The following is a 16519-nucleotide window of genomic DNA, read 5'->3' as shown; positions in this document are numbered from 1 at the left end:
GGCGTATTCGCAATATTCGCCGGCTTCCGTTTTCCATCTGATTTCCATCCGACGAGGAGAACCCATGAAATCAAGGGTGACCATATCCGACGTGGCCAAGGCCGCCGGCGTATCCAACAGCGCCGTGTCGTATGCGCTTAACGGCAAGGCTGGTGTTTCCGAGCAGACTCGCGACAAGGTGCTGTCCGTGGCGTCGCGCATGGGGTGGCGGCCGAACCGTGCGGCCAAGGCGCTGTCCGACGCCAGCACGCGTACGGTCGGCCTGGTGCTCACCTACGATACGGCCGTGCTGTCGATCGAGTCGTACACGATGGAACTCATCGCCGGTCTTACCGCGGAATTCGAAAAGGCCGGATATTCATTGCTGGTGCGTTCGTCGTCGAGCCGCCGGCACGAGTTGGCGGTGCTGCGTGAGTGGGTTGCCGCCGGTGCCGTGGACGCGGTGCTACTCATGAACGTGGAGTTGGGGGATCCGCGCATCGAACTGTTCCGCGAGCATCCCCGCATGCCGGTGCTGTTGCTGTGCGACGAATCGTTGTCCGGCGGACTGCCGGCGTTGTCCGACAACGGTCGTGCCGCCACGCACCTGGTGGTGGACTACTGCCATGGACTCGGGCATCGGCGGATCGCCCGTGTGGCGGGCTCCGAACAGATGGGGCATACGTTCATCCGCGACAACGCCTTCCGTGAGGAGTCCGCGGCGTTCGGCATGGATTACCTGTGCCTGCATGCGGATTATTCGCCGGAATCGGGCGACCGTTGCACCAGACGGCTGTTGTCGTTGCCGCAGCCACCCAGCGCGATCGTGTACGACAGTGATGTGATGGCACTGGCCGCGCTGAAGGCCGCCGCATCCATGGGGGTGCGAGTGCCCGACGACCTGTCGATCATTTCATGGGATGACTCGTTCATGTGCAGAATGAGCTCGCCAGGTGTCACTGCGTTGAATCGCGATGTGGTGGCACGCGGACGCAAGGCGGCTGGTATGCTCATCGACCTTGCCGAAGGACGAACGGTGCAGCCGCATGCCGAGGTCGCCGACGACTTGATTGTGCGCGGTTCCTCAGCGCCGGTCGGCGATGAATGCGTCGGTGTCGAAGTCGCCGTCTGACCGTACGCGGGGGCATTCGGTTTCTCAGCCGCAGTCGTGGTGGGCGCACTTGCGGTTGTCGTATCGAATATTCGGACGGTGCCTGTGTCTTCCGCATGTTCTGGCAAGCACGCCGTCTTCAAAAACCGACAGCGTTTCGACGAAAGCCATCCCCAATGGTGGGGATGGCTTAGCGTGAGCGGCAGGACGTTTTGATGGTTCAGTCGATGATATCGGAGCGTTTCATCAGCGCGATTACGACCCACGCCGTGCAGCCGGTGAGCACGATGCCCCACAGCGTACCGGCGAGTACCGGGCCACCGGGCGCGATCATCGCCACGATGAACGGCAACGCGTTGAGTGCGAGTATGGCGAGCGCCACGAGCGGATGGGCGATCGCCACGGCGAACGATCGGCGGATCTGCGCGCCTGCACCGCGGTCGCTGCGCGACATGAGCGGGAAGACGAAACCGAGTCCGGCGGCGACCAACGCGATCACCGTGGCGCAGATGCCGTAGGCGAGGGAGGCGATGTCGATGTTCGTCAGGCCGTGGGTGAGATACCACAGGTCGAACAGCGCCAGCGCCCAGAAGGCGCCGATGATGACGGTGATGCCGATCGAGGTGCCGATGCGTCGGCGGAATGCGGCGGCGAACCGGCGCAATACGTGGGCGTCGTCGCCGTCGTGGATGGCACGGGCCACATCATATAGCGCGCCGGTGGAGGCGCCGGCGGTGACCACTGGCAGACAGCAGACCGCCCATGCCACGTTGACCATGGCGAGGTCGCCGATGGTGGACATGACGTCGTTGTATGCGCTGCCTTGTGCGAATGCCTTCATGATTACTCCTTGACGAATCGGGTGGATCGGGTGGATGGGCCGGCCGGATGGATTGGGTGGATGGTGTCTGACGGGTGCGACCCGTACCGGTCGTCATCCTCGCAGGTAGTCGATGAATCGCTGCGCGGTGGCGAGGTTGCCGGATTCCTGGGCGAGTCCAACGTAGGTGTCGGTGTTGGGATTCGTGGTGGGTCCGGTGATCGAGGCCCATTGTGCGAGTCCGTCGATCTTTGCGCCGAACGGTTCGCTTGCGCCGCGGCCGGACCCGTTGTAGTCGGGGTCGTCGGTGTCGCGGTCGTCGAATCCGGGGAATGTGACGATGTCCGCAGCGAGTGCGGCGCGCTGCTCGCCGGTGAGTGTGTGGTCGAGGTCGGTCATGTAGCCGTATCCGGCGAGCGTGGCGAAGTCGTCATGGTCGGCGATGATCACGTCGATTTCGCCGTTGCCGAGCATGGTCTGGAGTTTGCTGAGTCCGTCCTTGCCCAGGTCGAAGTAGGCATCGACGACGATGCCGGATTCGCGGCCCTCGGGGAGTCCCATCGCCTGTGCGGCTTCGGATTGGAGGCTGGATGCCTTGGTCGGGTCGATTGCGCCGTCGATGACCGCCACGTAGAGTGCGGGCGCGGGGGCGGGCGTGAGCATGTGCACGGTGAGGAACACGACGGTTGCGATGATCGCGATGCCGGCGAGTGCGCGTGCGAGCAGCTGGTCGCGGAAGTACCTCCAGCGTTGACCGGCGGGCAGTGCGCGCAGTATGGCGATGCGGGAGCGTCGAGCGTCCGCCAGATCGGCGGCGGTCTTCGGCGACGCGGATGATCCCGGTGTTTCGATGCGTTCGTCGTCGCGACGGCGAACCGTTGGTAACGCCGGAATTCGCGGCATCGTCGTCCGTGACGTCATCGTGCACCTCCATGATCGATATACAGCACTGTACTCGAAAACCCTCATTTTGTGAAGCGGTTAAGTGCAATCTTTGCGAAAATGATAAATTGACGACAAATATACATAGTTTTATGAAGAAAGCGATCGATATTTTGCTGAACATATCAGGTCCATAAACGGGGATGTTTGGTGCGCATACAATGATGATTAAGCGGTTCAGTAATGCAGTGCAGCAAGCCGCTAGGAAGGAAAATCATCGTTGATGACAATGGATCAAATGCATATACATAAGGGAGTTGAAGGACGCGGACTCTGGCGGCGTATTGCCGGAGTGTGCACGTGTCTCGGTATGGTGATGACTGGAGGTGCATATGCCATGACGACGGCTGACTCGGCAATCGCGGCAACTGCGGATCACGCTGGCACGGTGGCCATCGTGGACCGTGACGCCACTGCGGAAACCAAGACACTGTTCGCCAAACTGCGCGACGCCGACACGATCATGACTGGTCAACAGCACGCCAATGATTACGCGGTATCCACCGACGAGGAAAATCAGGGCACCGGCTCCGATATCTACGCGCTCACAGGAAAATACCCATCTGTTTGGGGAATGGACACCCTGTCGATCTACGGCTACGAAGGACCCGGCATCAGGGAGAATGATTCGTGCGACATCACCTGCCAGACCAACAACATCGCCATTCTTGACGGCAAGATCCGTCAAGCTGACAGCCTCGGGGCGATGACGACACTCTCCGCGCACTGGTACAACCCGGTGTCAGGCGGCTCATTCAACGACACCACCAAAGCCGTGGACCGGCTGCTGCCCGGCGGCGACAGCCAAGCCGCCATCAACGACTACCTCGATCGCATCGCCGACCTCGCCAACGGAGCGAAACGCGACGACGGCACACTCATTCCAATCGTCTACCGTCCGCTTCATGAGAACAACGGCGCATGGTTCTGGTGGGGTGCCACGCACGCCACCAGCGACGAATACAGGGAACTGTATCGGTACATCGTCGACTACCTCACCCAGGTCAAGGGTGTGCACAACCTGCTGTTCTCCTATTCGCCCAACGGCACGTTCGGCGGCGATCTGGGCACCTATCTGGAAACATACCCCGGTGATGACTACGTGGATGTACTCGGCTACGACGCCTACGACAGCGGCGACGTGAACGATTCCAGCGAATGGGTGGGCAACGTGGTGAAAGACCTCGCTGCCATCGCCAAGCTGGGTGAACAGAAGGGCAAGCCCGTCGCCATGACCGAATTCGGGCGGGGATCCAACAAGATGATCGCCGAAGACGGCAACGACACCGACACGCAGTGGTTCACCCGACTGCTGAACGGCATCACCGCCGACCAGAATGCGCGGCACATCGCCTACATGATGACATGGGCCGATTTCGGCGGCAGCGGCTCGTCCTACGCCACCTACATCCCGCGCAAGGGTACCGCGCTCGGCGACGACTATACGAAGTACGCCGCTGATCCGGCGATCGCTTTGGCATCCGGCCGCATCGCCGACTATTCCGGCACCTATACGGCCGCCTCGCGTGTCGCAGCGGCCCGTATTGTCGCGCCCACGGAAGGATCCCGTGAAGAGGACGGTGCCCTGACCGTATATGCGCGTGTCGAGGGAACCACTGCCGGTAAGGCGTGGTTCACCGTCAACGATGACGCCGACCGGCATGAACTCACCGCCGACGGTGCGAACGGAGGACTCTACATGACTGGCACCTGGCAGGTGCCGTCCGAACTCCTCGCCAACGAGAAGGCCACGTTGCATCTCACCGTAGAAACCGCCGCCGGTACGTTGACTGATCAGACCGTAGTGGTGCTCGGCACCCGACCAGAACAAGCCGCCGACGTGGTCGACAACTACGACGCCTACGTGGATGACGCCGAACTGCGTGCCTCCTACTCCGTGGCGAATGCGAGCTCCTCGGCCATCGCACTGCGTGCCAATGACGAAGCCGCGATCAAGGCGGGAGCCACCGGTGCCAACGCGCTGAAAATCGACTACGACTTCGACAAGGCCCCCGGCTACATGGGCGCATCGCTCGTGCTCGGAGCCACCCGTGACTGGTCGGCATACGATCATCTCAATCTGTACCTCGAATCCGATGGTTCCGCCCACAAGTTCGTAGTGCAGCTGCAGGCCGGCGGCGTGACGTTCGAAGCCTACCCGTTGCTGGAGCAGCAGCGCTCCGGCATGGTCAGCATCCCACTGGCAGACTTCACCACCGCACCGTGGGACACTGCAAACAAGGGTGCTGTGCTCGACTCCGCCAAGCTCGCATCGGTGAGCGCGTTTTCGCTGTATCTCAACGACGGCGATCAGGACCTCGAACCGTTGCCGAACGGTGCCACCCGTCACCGTACCGGCACGATTGTGATCGATTCGATCCACTGGAGCGCTGGTGAGCCTGATTCCGGTGACGACGATGGCAACGGCGACAACGGCGACAACGGCGACAACGGCGACAACGGCGACAACGACGGCAACGACGGCAACGACGGTGAAGGCGGTGAAGGCGGCAACGGCAACGTGCCCGAACCGGGCGCCACGTCGTCGCCGTCGGCCGACCCGCATCCTTCCGGAACGCCGACGCCCGCCCCCGCTACTGTTGCGGACAGCGCCAAACGTCCCTTCACAGGTCTGGTGCGCACAGGCTCCGCAGTAGTCGGACTCGTACTCGTCGCTCTCGCGGCCGCCGGTATCGGTTTCGGACTGCGTTACGCGCGGCGCCGTAACTGACTGACTGCCGTCACTATGTGTGACAACACGTAACCATAATCGATGGCGCGCCCGTCTCACCCCGGCCGATGTTAGTATTGCGTACGACTGTACTGGTTAAGTTGAATGGCAGGGACTGAGATGGGCGCGTCAAAATCCACGATCACCATTGCCGATGTGGCCAAGGCCGCAGGAGTGTCGACGAGCGCGGTGTCGTACGCGTTGAACGGCAAGAAAGGCGTCTCCGAGAAAACCCGCGCCAAAGTGCTCAGTGTTGCCGAAAGCATGGGATGGCGTCCCAACAGTGCGGCGAAATCGCTGTCCGATTCGCGTACGCGATCGATCGGCGTGGTTCTGCTCATGCACGACACCGACGAATTCGCTTCCGGCAACTACAACATGGAATGTCTGGCCGGTCTGAGCAGTGTGCTCGAATCCGTCGACTATTCGATTACGTTGCGTATGACCACCGGGGGAGCGTCCGCCGCATGCCGCATCCACCGCGACTGGATCGAATCCGGCCGCGTGGACGCCCACATGGTTCTGGGCGTGGAATTCGACGATCCGCGACTCGATCTGTTCCGCAGCCATCCGAACGTTCCTGTGCTCTTCCTTGCGCAGGAGCAGACCACGCGCGGTCTGCCCACCTTATATAGCACCGATGCCGACGGCGCCCGCACCGTGGTTCGTCACCTGCACGAACTCGGCCACACGCACATCGCTCGCGTGGCCGGCCCCGAGCAATACATGCATACGCTCATCCGCGACAGCGCCACCATGGACGAGTGTGCCAAACTCGGCATGCGCTGCGACTGTCTGCACGGCGAATACTCCCGCGAGGACGGCGCGCGCCTGACCATCATGTTCCTCGGCTTCGCCGACCGTCCCACCGCCATCGTCTACGATGGCGATTCCCAAGCTCTGGGCGGACTCGATGCGGTGCAGAACCGCGGTCTTGCCGTGCCGGACGACATCTCCCTCATTTCCTGGGACGACTCCGCCGCATGCCGCTCCTCCGTTCCGCCACTCACCGCGTTGCACCGTGACGTTCGTTCCATCGGCAAGAAGGCCGGACGTCTGCTGCTCGCCATGATCGATGGCGAAACGGTCGGTGCCGTTCCTGAGGATCCGTACACACTCGAGGTGCGCGGCAGCACCGCAAGGCCTGCAGGTTCCGCGGAACCCGTGGGCTCCGCCGGTTCCGAGGACTCCGCAATCCTCCCCGGCGCGTGACCTTGTCCTTGTGCCGTTCGCGCATCATCGGCGTCCTCGTCCTCATCCGTTCCCGGCGTCCACATTCATCGATTCCGTTACATAAAGTTCCCGTCGGTTTTGTAATCTAAAGCAATTGCCGTATTGCGAGCCATCGCGTCGCGCCGGGAGCGTGCTGCGGATACCGCAGAGATGGCGGGAAATGAGGAGTTGTATGCAGGACGTCGAGGAACTTGACGCGGAAAATCAGATGAATCGCGGTTTGAAAAACCGCCATGTACAGTTCATCGCCATCGGAGGAACCATCGGAACCGGCCTGTTCCTCGGTTCGGGAAAATCGATCTCGCTTACCGGTCCGAGCATCATATTCGTCTACATCGCCGTGGGCATCATCATGTTCCTGCTCATGCGCGCCATCGGCGAAATGATGTACCGCGATCCGAGCCAGCACACGTTCATCAACTTCATCACCCGTTATCTGGGCCGTGGCTGGGGGCACTTCGCCGGCTGGACGTACTGGATCGTGCTCGTGCTGATCGGCATGAGTGAGATCACGGCCGTGTCCACATACTTCGTCACGTTCTTCGACACGTTCGGCATCGACCTGTCCGGATGGAAATGGCTGATCGAGCTGTGCTTCCTCGTGGCGCTGTCGGGCATCAACCTGATCGCGGTGAACGTGTTCGGCGAAGCCGAGTTCTGGTTCTCCATGATCAAGATCACGCTGATCTGCGGCATGATCGCCACCGCCGTGGTCATGCTGGTGATCGGCTACCATTACCCGGCCGTACAGATCACCGGTTCCGACCACATCAGTCCCGCCGGGCAGGTGAGCCTGTCCAATATCACCGACGGATTTTCGCTCGCGCCCAACGGATGGCTCGCCCTGCTCATGAGCTTCCAGATGGTGTTCTTCGCCTACCAGATGATCGAGTTCATCGGCGTGACCGTGTCCGAGACCGAGAATCCGCGCAAGGTGCTGCCCAAGGCGATCAACGAGATCATCCTGCGCGTGCTGATCTTCTACGTGGGCGCGCTCGTGGCGATCATGGTGATCGTGCCGTGGCGCAACTTCCAGCCGAATTCGGACGGTTCGTTCGCATCCCCGTTCATCATGGTGTTCAAATACGCCGGTCTTGACTGGGCCGCCGCGCTCGTGTTCTTCGTGGTGATCACGGCCGCGTCGTCGGCACTCAACTCGCTGCTCTACTCGGCCGGACGCCACCTCTACCAGCTGGCGCAGGATTCGCCGTCGCCCGCCATGCAGCGACTCGGCGTGGTGTCCAAGCGCCACGTGCCGGCGCGTGCGATCCTCGTGTCCGGTGCGATGATTCTGCTATCGCCGATCATCAACGCGATCCCGTCGATGTCGAGCGCGTTCGTGCTGTTCTCGTCCGCGTCGTCGGCCGTGATCATCTTCATCTACGTGCTCACGATGGTGGCCCATCGCCGATACCGTGTGAGCGGTGATTTCATGGCCGACGGCTATGTGATGCCCGCCTACAAGTTCACCAATACGCTTGCGATCGCGTTCTTCGTGTTCGTGTTCGGCACGCTGTTCATCTCCGGGGACACGCGAGGTTCGGCCATCGCCGCGCTTGTGTGGCTGATCGTGTTCGGCGGATTCTGCCAGTGGCGTCAGCATCTGGAGGACCGGGACCTCAAGACCGCAATGAATAAGGTGGATCGGTCTCGCCGGGCGGCTGAGGAGGTCTCCTCCCGCAAGTAGAACAGACTCGGGATTTGACCGCGGAATCACCGCGGAATCGACACGGGCTCCCTCGCAAGGGGAGCCCGTCGGCGTGTAGGCATCCGGTACTCGGGGTGTGCCAAAGGAATACGCAGGAAAGCGCGTGAATGCACGGGAAAGCGCGGGAATACGCGGAATAGGAGGGGAGCATGTCGCAATTCGAGATCGTGGTTGGCCAGATCGTCGGCTTCTTCATCATGATGATGATCGGCTACGGCTGCGTGCGACTGAGGTTCTACGGCATGAAGACGCTCGACGGCATGTGCATGCTGCTCACGCGCGTGCTCATCCCATTGCTGGTGTTCAGCAACGCGGTGGACGGCACCACGCGCGCCGAGCTGGTCGGCAATTGGGGGATCATGCTCCTCACAGCGATCATGTATGCGTCGCTGATGGCCGTGTTCGCCGTGGTGGCATGGGCGATTCGCCTGCGTGGCAGTCGCAGCCGCCTGTTTCAGGCGGGATTCATCTTCGGCAACGCCGGATTCATCGGCATTCCGCTAGTGCTGGCACTGTTTCCCAAGCACGGCGCGCTGTTCATCGTGCTCATGTCGATCGTTGATCAGGCGTTGCTGTGGACGTACGGTGTGTGGCTGTGCGAGCCGGTGAAGGAGCGTGGGCGCGGGGGAGCGGGCGCTGGGGCGGCTGCGGAGTCTGCGGCTGCAGCATCTGCGGCGGCCGCTACTGCAGGTACGGGAGCCGCGGGAGTCTCCGGCTCAGCAAACCCCGTGGCCGCAACTGGTTCCGCTGCGCACGTGTCGCCGGTCCTCGCGCTGCTCCGCCGATTCGCCAACCCGGCCATTGCAGGCATCCTTATCGCGCTGGTGATCATCATCGCCGGCTGGCAGGTGCCGCCCATGGTGCTCACCCCGTTGCACACCATCGGCCAGATGGCTACACCGCTGTCGCTGTTCTATCTCGGCGGTCTGTTCGTGCTTACCAAATGGTGGGGTGTGTTCAAACGCTATGAACTCTATGTGGGACTCGTTGCCAAGATGCTGGCGTTCCCTGTCGGCTTCTACTTCGCCATGACCGCGCTTGCCGCCATGACGCCGTTGCCGATCACGCACGAAATGATCCAGATGATGTCGCTTATTTCCGGCCTGCCCACCATGACCACCGTCGCCATGTTCGCCGGACGTTCCAAAAACATGCCGGAATACGCGGTGGGACTCGTGCTGGTCAGCACATTGTTCTCTCTGGCGTCTCTCACCGCCATCTCCACGGTCATTTTTTGATTGTTTATGGTCTTAGGGTATCTGTTTGTGATCTTCGGTAGGTGATTGCCGTCCAGAAAAATCACACAACTGCAATGTACGGAGTTGCGACCCTTGGAATTGCAAGGGTCCAAAATCGCTACATTGCAGTTGTGTGATTTTTTCTTGGTTATCACATGGGCATCAGCACCGCTGCGCCGGTGAATGCGCCCGCCTTGAGATCCTTGAGCGCCTGCTGCGCCTGATCCAGCGGGTACGGGTGTGCATCGATCTTGATCTGATGCGTGGCGGCGAACGCGAGGAACTCACGCCCATCCTGCCGCGTGTTCGACTCCACCGAGCGGATCTCCTTCTCGTGGAACAGATGCTGCTCGTAGTTGAGCGGCGGCACATCACTCATATGGATGCCGGCCAGACTGAGCACGCCGCCGGGACGAAGCGCCTCCAACGCCGGGGGGACGATCGCGCCGACGGGCGCGAAGATGATCGCCGCGTCCAGCGGCTCATCCGGCTGGTCATACGCATCGTTCGCCGATGCGCAGCCAAGGTTCAATGCCAGACGCTGCGCATCACGCCCGCGCGTCAGCACATGCACGCGCATGCCAAGCGCAAGCGCCACCTGCGCGGTGATATGCGCCGAACCGCCGAAGCCGTAGAGCCCCAGTGCCGGACGATGCCCCACGATCTCGGCGATGCGCTCACGCGCCTGCCCGGATTCGATGTCGGCGAATGAAACGCCGTCGAGCAGCCCGGTGCGCTTCAATGCGCGGTAGCCGATGATGCCCGCGCACATCAATGGAGCCACGGTCTCCAGCGTGTAGGACGGTTTGTCGTATGCGGTCCCGCCGGCAGACGTCCCGCCATCCGCGGATTCGCCGCCCAACAGCCCCTCCAGCGAATATACGTAGTCGTCCGGAGCCACCATGTACTCCGCGTATCCGCCGTGTGCATCCCATCCGTTGTACAGCGAATGCCGGCACAGGTTCTCCTTGCCGGCCACGCAGAACTCGCATTCGCCGCACGTGTGACGCAGCCACGCCACGCCCACGTGCTCGCCTACGTGAAGCTGCGTATGCCGGCCGTTAATGTCGATGCCTTGATCAGCACCCAATGCCACGACCTCGCCCACCACCTCATGTCCGGGCGTCACATGCGGCAGATGCGCCGGTAGATCACCTTCGGACACATGCAGGTCGGTACGGCACACGCCGCAGGCGAGCACGCGGATCAGCGCCTGACCGGGGCCGGGCGAGGGGATGGGCTTCTCGATCCATTCCAGCGGATCGTTCTCGATCGGCCTGGGCTTCTCCCTCATTTGCCATGCGTGCATGGTGGTGACCCCGGGTGTGATGGCGGTTGTGTCGGTTTGGTCGGCTGCTGGGGTGGCCGGGGCCGCTGGTTGAGCCGGGTCAGTCGGTCCGGCCTGAGTTGTGGGATTGACGGTGCTCTCCATACCTCCGTCCGTCACTGGACTGATGATTGCTTCCTCGCCGTTCGTCATGCTGGTTCGCCTTTCCCAAACTTGCTGGTGCGTGTGTCTTCCTCGTCTGCTTCTCTGCCCTGTGTTTGTCGCTGCCAGTCCCCCATCAGACTTCGACAGAGGACGGCACACTGTCCCTTTCAGGTCTAGCACAATCCGTCACCGCATATGGAACCTCCCGAGTGGGAGATGGGGTTGCATCCGGCCGTGAGCGGCGAGCCAACCTTGCCGGCTTGTGCCGAGTCTCTGGCAGTCGACTTCCTTTTGCCGCTCTTCCGAGGTGGGGGCTGGTATTCGAGTTGTCGCGGTGTGACGTTCGGGCACGGCATCGGTGCCGATCCAGGGCTATCTGTCGTTCGCTAGGTTGTATTCGCCTCCTGCAGAGGTCTAACCGCCCTTCACTAGGCAGGCTGGAAAAGAGCCATCGCCCGAAACTCATGTTTGCGGGCTGTTTTTGCTCATATGCTCGCAAACGACTGCCTAGCGAAACGTGGTTAGATGTTTGCATCCCCTCCAATCAACCTACTGAGCGGGAGATACGCGCATACGTAAGATATGAACATCAGACGAGCGGATGAGAGGAGGCCGGATTGTGACCATGACCATTCCCGATGCCAGTGTCGCGGCCGCCGACGCCAATCCTCGCGGCGGCAGATTCCCTGAACCCGCACCCGCCCCCACCATTCGCATGGCCATCGTCGACAATGACGCCATCACGCTTCATGCGTTGTCCGAACTGCTGTCCCAACGTTTTCGCGGCGTGACGGTGATCTGGAGCGCGTCAGACGGGCGCGAGGCCATCGCCCACGCCCTGGCCACCGCCACGTCTCCCGACGTGTTGCTCGTCGATATGTCGCTGTCCGGCATGTCCGGAATCCGCGTGTGCCGCGAAATCCGTCGCCGCAATGACCGCATCCGTTTACTGGGCATCACCTCATTTCCGCTGGACAGTTACGCACGCAAGGCGAGCGCAGCTGGAGCCCAGGGTCTGGTCGGCAAGGAATCGATGCGCACGCTCTTTGACACTCTTGGCCGCGTGCTCGCTACCGGTGTGGGCCCACCGCAGTGCGGTGTTGAGTTTGAACCGGCCGCACAGGCCCATCGCCGATTACGCGAAGAGCCTCCGCACGGCGTGGACGCATTGTCCCCCATGGAATTGCGCGTACTGCAAGCCTGCACCGAGGGGAAGAGTCAAGAGCGCATCGCCGCCGAATTCGGCATCGTATCTGGCACTGTCCGCACGCATGTGAAGCGCATCAAGGCCAAGTTGCATGCTGCCACTCTGAGCCATGCGGTCATGCTCTGGCTCACTATGAGGGACGAATAGAGTGGGGCAGGTGTGCCGCATGATATCCCAGAACGTCGCGGATGCGAATGAGACCCCGCACGGGAGTCACCATGGTCAAGCCAGTGAGAACGGCACCGAGCGTGTGGATAGAGCTGTCCGCTTTGCTTGGACTCACCGATTACGGATCGGTGCGCTTGCGCTCGCCATTGTGTTTTCCCTGCTGGATTGGTATCCGTTATGGTCCTCCGGTACCGGCCTTCCGAAAGCCGAACTCGTGGTGATGGCGGCGCTGATCATCTCGTTGTTGATCGCCATGATCGACCTGCGTTGTGGTGCTGCACTGACCGCGCTTGTGGTGATGTCGTCCGTGCTGACGGGCGGCGTATTGGGCTCGTCGTGGGCGAATTGGGCGCAATACGTGCTGATCGGTTTGCTGGCATTTGAGATCAACGCCGCTTCGGCTGCGGCACTGGGCGCGTTATCCGTTGCTTCGGCTGTGGGCTTCGTCAGTCGACACTCGTGGATGGTGGATATGCCGTTGGTCGGATGGCTGGGGAACGCCATGATGCTTGCCATGCCATTGTTCATCGGTCTGGCTTTTCGTTGGCGCGCCGACGCCCAGCGTTCGGAGGCGCGTCTGCTGACTCGGCAACGGGAGTTGGCCCAATTGCACCGGGATATGCAGCTGGTCCACATGCTGCATGATTCGGTGGCGGGGCGGCTATCGTGTGTCGCCGCATTCAGCGAGCAACGGTGTGCCGCTGACGTGGAGAACGGAACCAATGAAGGCAGTGCCAGTGGTGGTGAGTGCACCGAGACTGCGGCATGGCAATTCGTTAATCAGGAAACGGTTCAGTCCCTCCACAGCGTCTGGCGGGCCGTACGGATATTGTCCGACAATGCGTCTGCATTGTCATCGGCCGTGGAAAGCTGCGTGGCCGCTCGCCTGCATGACCGCATGGATGATCGTGCGGAAGGCCCTACGGGTGCCTTGTCGTGGGCGTCGCATGTATCCGAATGTACTTCCGATGGCGCTATCCAACGTATAACGCAGACTGCCGAAGATTGGCAGCATCGGCTTGAACTGCTGAATGTACATGGCAGTGTACAGATCTCCGGTGACGCCACGGAATGCAACGATCGAGTTTGTGAATTGGTCGAACAATTTCTTGGCGAGTTGTTCGTCAACATCCTCAAATACGCCCGTCGATCCGATTCCGTCGCGCGCGGACATGGACTGTCGAACGACGATCCCGACGATCTCGAGCATCTCGACTATCTGATCATGATCACGTTCTCCGGGAACGATGTCCGTATTATGCAAACCAACGGCATTATCTCCGAAACGAACACCGTTGTTCGTCCCCACTCGCAGTCTGTCAGCATTGAGGCCGACGCTAACGCCGCCGAGACTGGGGCGCAAGCCGGGCTTGTCTATTATCGTCAGCAATTCGACGCATGCGGCGGTTCACTGTCCTATGCCATTGTCGACGACGGTTGGATGTTGCAGGCCGTCCTGCCGAATCGTGCCCGTGTCCACGTTTGAGGACAACCTCCTTGCCGTATCCGCCACGCACCTTTACGGTCGGGATTACGACGAAGTCTCCAGAGAGGAGTGGCAATGATGAAGACGCAGCGAAGTGCCTTTCCGGTCCGACGACGTGCCATGAGATCTCGCATGGCCGCTGGTATTGCCTTGCTTTTCGCGCTGGGGTCATTTGGAGTGGTACCGACCGCTCGGGCAGATACCGCGCAGCTGATGCGGTTCTGCACGTATCACACGGATACGGTTATGAGCCGCAATATCGATTGCGATGGCGGTATCCGACACTGGGTGACCATCAGCTACGGATGGACCAAGAAGAGCTTCCACGGTGGGACGGTGAAGCCATTTCAGAATATTGGGTATGGGCCAGGAGTGAGCAAGGTTGTGCTTACTTCTTCTGATACCAAGCGAATCAAGGCATATTGGACTCAGGTGTTGGATAGGTCGGAAAATTCCTAATGATTATTGTGCGTGAACAGTGCCTTCGTGGACGTGTATTTGCGATCCTCGCGCTACTGCTGTGCGTATCGCTTGCCGGGTGCGGCGGCACGTCGTCGGCGAAGGGTGTGTCGTCGCGTGGAAGTGAGGCATTCACGCGGGATACGGTTCGGCTGGCGTCATCGCAAATGAGAGCGTTGACGGACATCCAGCAGCGCACGCATTCCGCCATGATCGCCGACATCATGAAGGACGGTGTCATCACGGCGCAGGAGATGAACGATCTGCAACGTCAGCAGATGGACTGCTATGCGGCCGCGGGATACGACATTCTCTACGACGACGATCTGACGGCGACCGTGATCCCCCGTAATGCAAACGTCGATGGCGAGACCGAAGACGTGGCGAGAAAATGCGATACGAATCAAGGATTCGCCGACGTCTATAACGTCTATTTCGAAGCGCTACGTAATCCGGATGCGCGCGATCTGACGTCGGCGACGATCCAATGTCTGATCGATAACGGCCTGGTCGACAAGACGTATACGAAGGATGAGTACGAACGGGATTCCGAGAATCGCACCGGTCCGTATACGCCGGACCCGGAAACCGGCGGCGTGAACGATCAGGTCTACACGTGCGGTCGCGACCCTCTCGGCAATCTGCGATAATGCACGAATGCGTACCAAATTACACGAATGTACACCATTGCGTACCTGTTACCGTCTGTCGGCGGATGGTTCTCGGTGAAGTTGTGGTTAGGGCGGAGTCGCTGGCGGTGCTTTGGCGAAACGTCGCGGAGGCGGTGCGGCTGAACTGGTGCGGTTGAAGTGGTTGGCGCGGGGCGTGGTGGTGTCCTCGATGTGATACACCGTATGGTGGAAAGCATCAGGAGGTGCGTCATGGTCGATGGATTCCGGTTTCCGCGGGTGCCGCAGTTCGGTCCGTTCGATACGCCCGGATTCATGCGTACGTTCGGCATCGACTGCTCGGTGGGACGGCTCACGGCGATGGCGTCGCGCAATCTCGATACGGCGAAGCGCGTGGCCGTGTTCATTCCGGGATATACCGGTTCCAAGGAGGATTTCATCCCGTTCTTCCCGTATCTGTGGCGGGAGCTGCGTAGCGGTTATGAGGCGTCGCTGGGTGATGCGTCATCGTCACCGTCTCCATTCCCGGCACCGCCTGCCGCCCGTCCCGACTTCGATCCCCACGACGTCGCCATCGTCGCATATTCCCAACGCGGTCAGGCCGATTCCGCGGCGCCGAACGACCGCCACGCCTATGAGCTGAACGATTTCGTGGCCGACGGATGCGAGGTTCTGGAGCGTCTGGGTGCAGCGGATCGCCCGATCGATCTGGTGGGGCACAGTTTCGGGGGAGTGGTGGCTCGGCGTGTGGCGTTGCGGCGGCCGGAGTTGCTGCGCTCGCTGACGATGTTTGATTCGGGCGCGGTTCCGGTGAAGCTGTCGCCGGTGATCAAGGCGGGGCCGTTTCTGATCCGTCTTCTTGGCTCGATGTCGATGTACTGGGCGTACCGTCCCAAGCTCCGCGATGAGCCGCAGGCCGATCGTCTGGCGGAATTGTTCCGTCAGTGCATGCATGCGTCATCAAAGTACCATCTGGCGTCGGTCGCCGATTTCATGACGAAGTTCGATGACGTGACCGAGGAACTCAATATGTTTCACGTGAAACACGGTGTGCCGATCAACATCATGTATGGCAGAAACGATGACGTCTGGCCGAACGAGGTCTACGATGCCGAGGCGGCCGCGCTTGGTATCACGCCGGTGGTGTTCGAGGATGCCGCCCACCTTGCCCAGGACGATCAGCCCGAGGACTTCGCCCGCGCGCTCGTCCGTTTCTGGGCTGCGGCGTAGGCGTATACGAAAATACGGGCTGAACATGACGGTTCCGGCGATTCGTAGTGGGTTACGGACGTTTTGGAGTCGTATAGCGTCCGTAACCCACTACGAATTCGGGATTTCGTCTTGTTCGGCCCGTATTTGCCTGACTGCCGTCGACG

The 16519-nt window shown here is 61.0% G+C and carries 13 protein-coding genes; 10 read left to right on the top strand and 3 right to left on the bottom strand.

Annotated features, from left to right (window positions below; translation table 11 throughout):
- The first annotated feature begins 64 nt into the window (after positions 1-64).
- Positions 65-1111, top strand: coding sequence for a LacI family DNA-binding transcriptional regulator (locus tag BTIS_RS07255; RefSeq protein ID WP_094664083.1), 1047 nt, complete (start codon positions 65-67; stop codon positions 1109-1111).
- A 199-nt stretch (positions 1112-1310) separates the two neighbouring features.
- Here the strand turns inward: BTIS_RS07255 and BTIS_RS07250 are convergent, their stop codons facing one another.
- Together BTIS_RS07250 and BTIS_RS07245 are read right to left on the bottom strand one after the other, a co-directional pair.
- Positions 1311-1931 (bottom strand): DUF624 domain-containing protein, encoded by a 621-nt coding sequence (locus BTIS_RS07250; protein WP_094664081.1) that lies wholly within the window; start codon positions 1929-1931, stop codon positions 1311-1313.
- A 93-nt stretch (positions 1932-2024) separates the two neighbouring features.
- A complete protein-coding gene (locus tag BTIS_RS07245; protein ID WP_094664079.1) occupies positions 2025-2831 on the bottom strand; it encodes a hypothetical protein in 807 nt (268 codons plus the stop codon).
- A 358-nt stretch (positions 2832-3189) separates the two neighbouring features.
- On the opposite strand from BTIS_RS07245, the gene BTIS_RS07240 reads away from it, so the two are divergent.
- The 4 genes from BTIS_RS07240 (at position 3190) to BTIS_RS07225 (ending at position 9762) form a co-directional block, all read left to right on the top strand.
- Complete coding sequence (locus BTIS_RS07240) at positions 3190-5583, top strand: glycosyl hydrolase (RefSeq protein ID WP_158216866.1); 2394 nt, start codon at positions 3190-3192, stop codon at positions 5581-5583.
- Between the two features lie 105 nt (positions 5584-5688).
- Complete coding sequence (locus BTIS_RS07235) at positions 5689-6795, top strand: LacI family DNA-binding transcriptional regulator (protein WP_245819356.1); 1107 nt, start codon at positions 5689-5691, stop codon at positions 6793-6795.
- A 193-nt stretch (positions 6796-6988) separates the two neighbouring features.
- Positions 6989-8503, top strand: coding sequence for an amino acid permease (locus BTIS_RS07230; protein WP_420807012.1), 1515 nt, complete (start codon positions 6989-6991; stop codon positions 8501-8503).
- Positions 8504-8673: 170 nt separating this feature from the next.
- A complete protein-coding gene (locus BTIS_RS07225; RefSeq protein WP_094664072.1) occupies positions 8674-9762 on the top strand; it encodes an AEC family transporter in 1089 nt (362 codons plus the stop codon).
- A gap of 151 nt (positions 9763-9913) precedes the next feature.
- Here the strand turns inward: BTIS_RS07225 and BTIS_RS07220 are convergent, their stop codons facing one another.
- On the bottom strand, positions 9914-11242 hold the full coding sequence (locus tag BTIS_RS07220; protein WP_211279442.1) for a zinc-dependent alcohol dehydrogenase family protein: 1329 nt from the start codon (positions 11240-11242) through the stop codon (positions 9914-9916).
- Between the two features lie 577 nt (positions 11243-11819).
- Here BTIS_RS07220 and BTIS_RS07215 point away from each other — a divergent pair.
- The 5 genes from BTIS_RS07215 (at position 11820) to BTIS_RS07195 (ending at position 16373) form a co-directional block, all read left to right on the top strand.
- Entirely contained in the window at positions 11820-12548 is a 729-nt protein-coding gene (locus tag BTIS_RS07215) for a response regulator transcription factor (RefSeq protein WP_245819370.1), read from the top strand.
- A gap of 19 nt (positions 12549-12567) precedes the next feature.
- Positions 12568-14055, top strand: coding sequence for a hypothetical protein (locus BTIS_RS07210; protein ID WP_143248902.1), 1488 nt, complete (start codon positions 12568-12570; stop codon positions 14053-14055).
- Positions 14056-14130: 75 nt separating this feature from the next.
- Positions 14131-14514 carry a hypothetical protein gene (locus tag BTIS_RS07205; protein ID WP_094664066.1) on the top strand — a complete coding sequence of 128 codons (384 nt, stop codon included), beginning with the start codon at positions 14131-14133 and terminating at the stop codon, positions 14512-14514.
- A gap of 176 nt (positions 14515-14690) precedes the next feature.
- Entirely contained in the window at positions 14691-15164 is a 474-nt protein-coding gene (locus BTIS_RS07200; RefSeq protein ID WP_094664064.1) for a hypothetical protein, read from the top strand.
- 231 nt (positions 15165-15395) lie between these two features.
- Positions 15396-16373: an alpha/beta fold hydrolase gene (locus BTIS_RS07195; RefSeq protein ID WP_158216864.1), complete on the top strand. Its 978-nt coding sequence runs from the start codon at positions 15396-15398 to the stop codon at positions 16371-16373.
- Positions 16374-16519: the final 146 nt, after the last annotated feature.

It is taken from the genome of Bifidobacterium tissieri, from assembly GCF_002259645.1.
In the GTDB taxonomy this organism is placed as follows: domain Bacteria; phylum Actinomycetota; class Actinomycetes; order Actinomycetales; family Bifidobacteriaceae; genus Galliscardovia; species Galliscardovia tissieri.
This window is presented reverse-complemented; position numbering and strand designations above follow the sequence as displayed.

Coding starts and splice junctions, on each gene's coding strand:
- BTIS_RS07210 (WP_143248902.1), top strand. CDS start 12,568: ATGATATCCCAGAACGTCGCGGATGCGAATGAGACCCCGCACGGGAGT.
- BTIS_RS07245 (WP_094664079.1), bottom strand. CDS start 2,831: ATGACGTCACGGACGACGATGCCGCGAATTCCGGCGTTACCAACGGTT.
- BTIS_RS07220 (WP_211279442.1), bottom strand. CDS start 11,242: ATGACGAACGGCGAGGAAGCAATCATCAGTCCAGTGACGGACGGAGGT.
- BTIS_RS07255 (WP_094664083.1), top strand. CDS start 65: ATGAAATCAAGGGTGACCATATCCGACGTGGCCAAGGCCGCCGGCGTA.
- BTIS_RS07235 (WP_245819356.1), top strand. CDS start 5,689: ATGGCAGGGACTGAGATGGGCGCGTCAAAATCCACGATCACCATTGCC.
- BTIS_RS07225 (WP_094664072.1), top strand. CDS start 8,674: ATGTCGCAATTCGAGATCGTGGTTGGCCAGATCGTCGGCTTCTTCATC.
- BTIS_RS07205 (WP_094664066.1), top strand. CDS start 14,131: ATGATGAAGACGCAGCGAAGTGCCTTTCCGGTCCGACGACGTGCCATG.
- BTIS_RS07240 (WP_158216866.1), top strand. CDS start 3,190: ATGACGACGGCTGACTCGGCAATCGCGGCAACTGCGGATCACGCTGGC.
- BTIS_RS07215 (WP_245819370.1), top strand. CDS start 11,820: ATGACCATTCCCGATGCCAGTGTCGCGGCCGCCGACGCCAATCCTCGC.
- BTIS_RS07250 (WP_094664081.1), bottom strand. CDS start 1,931: ATGAAGGCATTCGCACAAGGCAGCGCATACAACGACGTCATGTCCACC.
- BTIS_RS07230 (WP_420807012.1), top strand. CDS start 6,989: ATGCAGGACGTCGAGGAACTTGACGCGGAAAATCAGATGAATCGCGGT.
- BTIS_RS07195 (WP_158216864.1), top strand. CDS start 15,396: ATGGTCGATGGATTCCGGTTTCCGCGGGTGCCGCAGTTCGGTCCGTTC.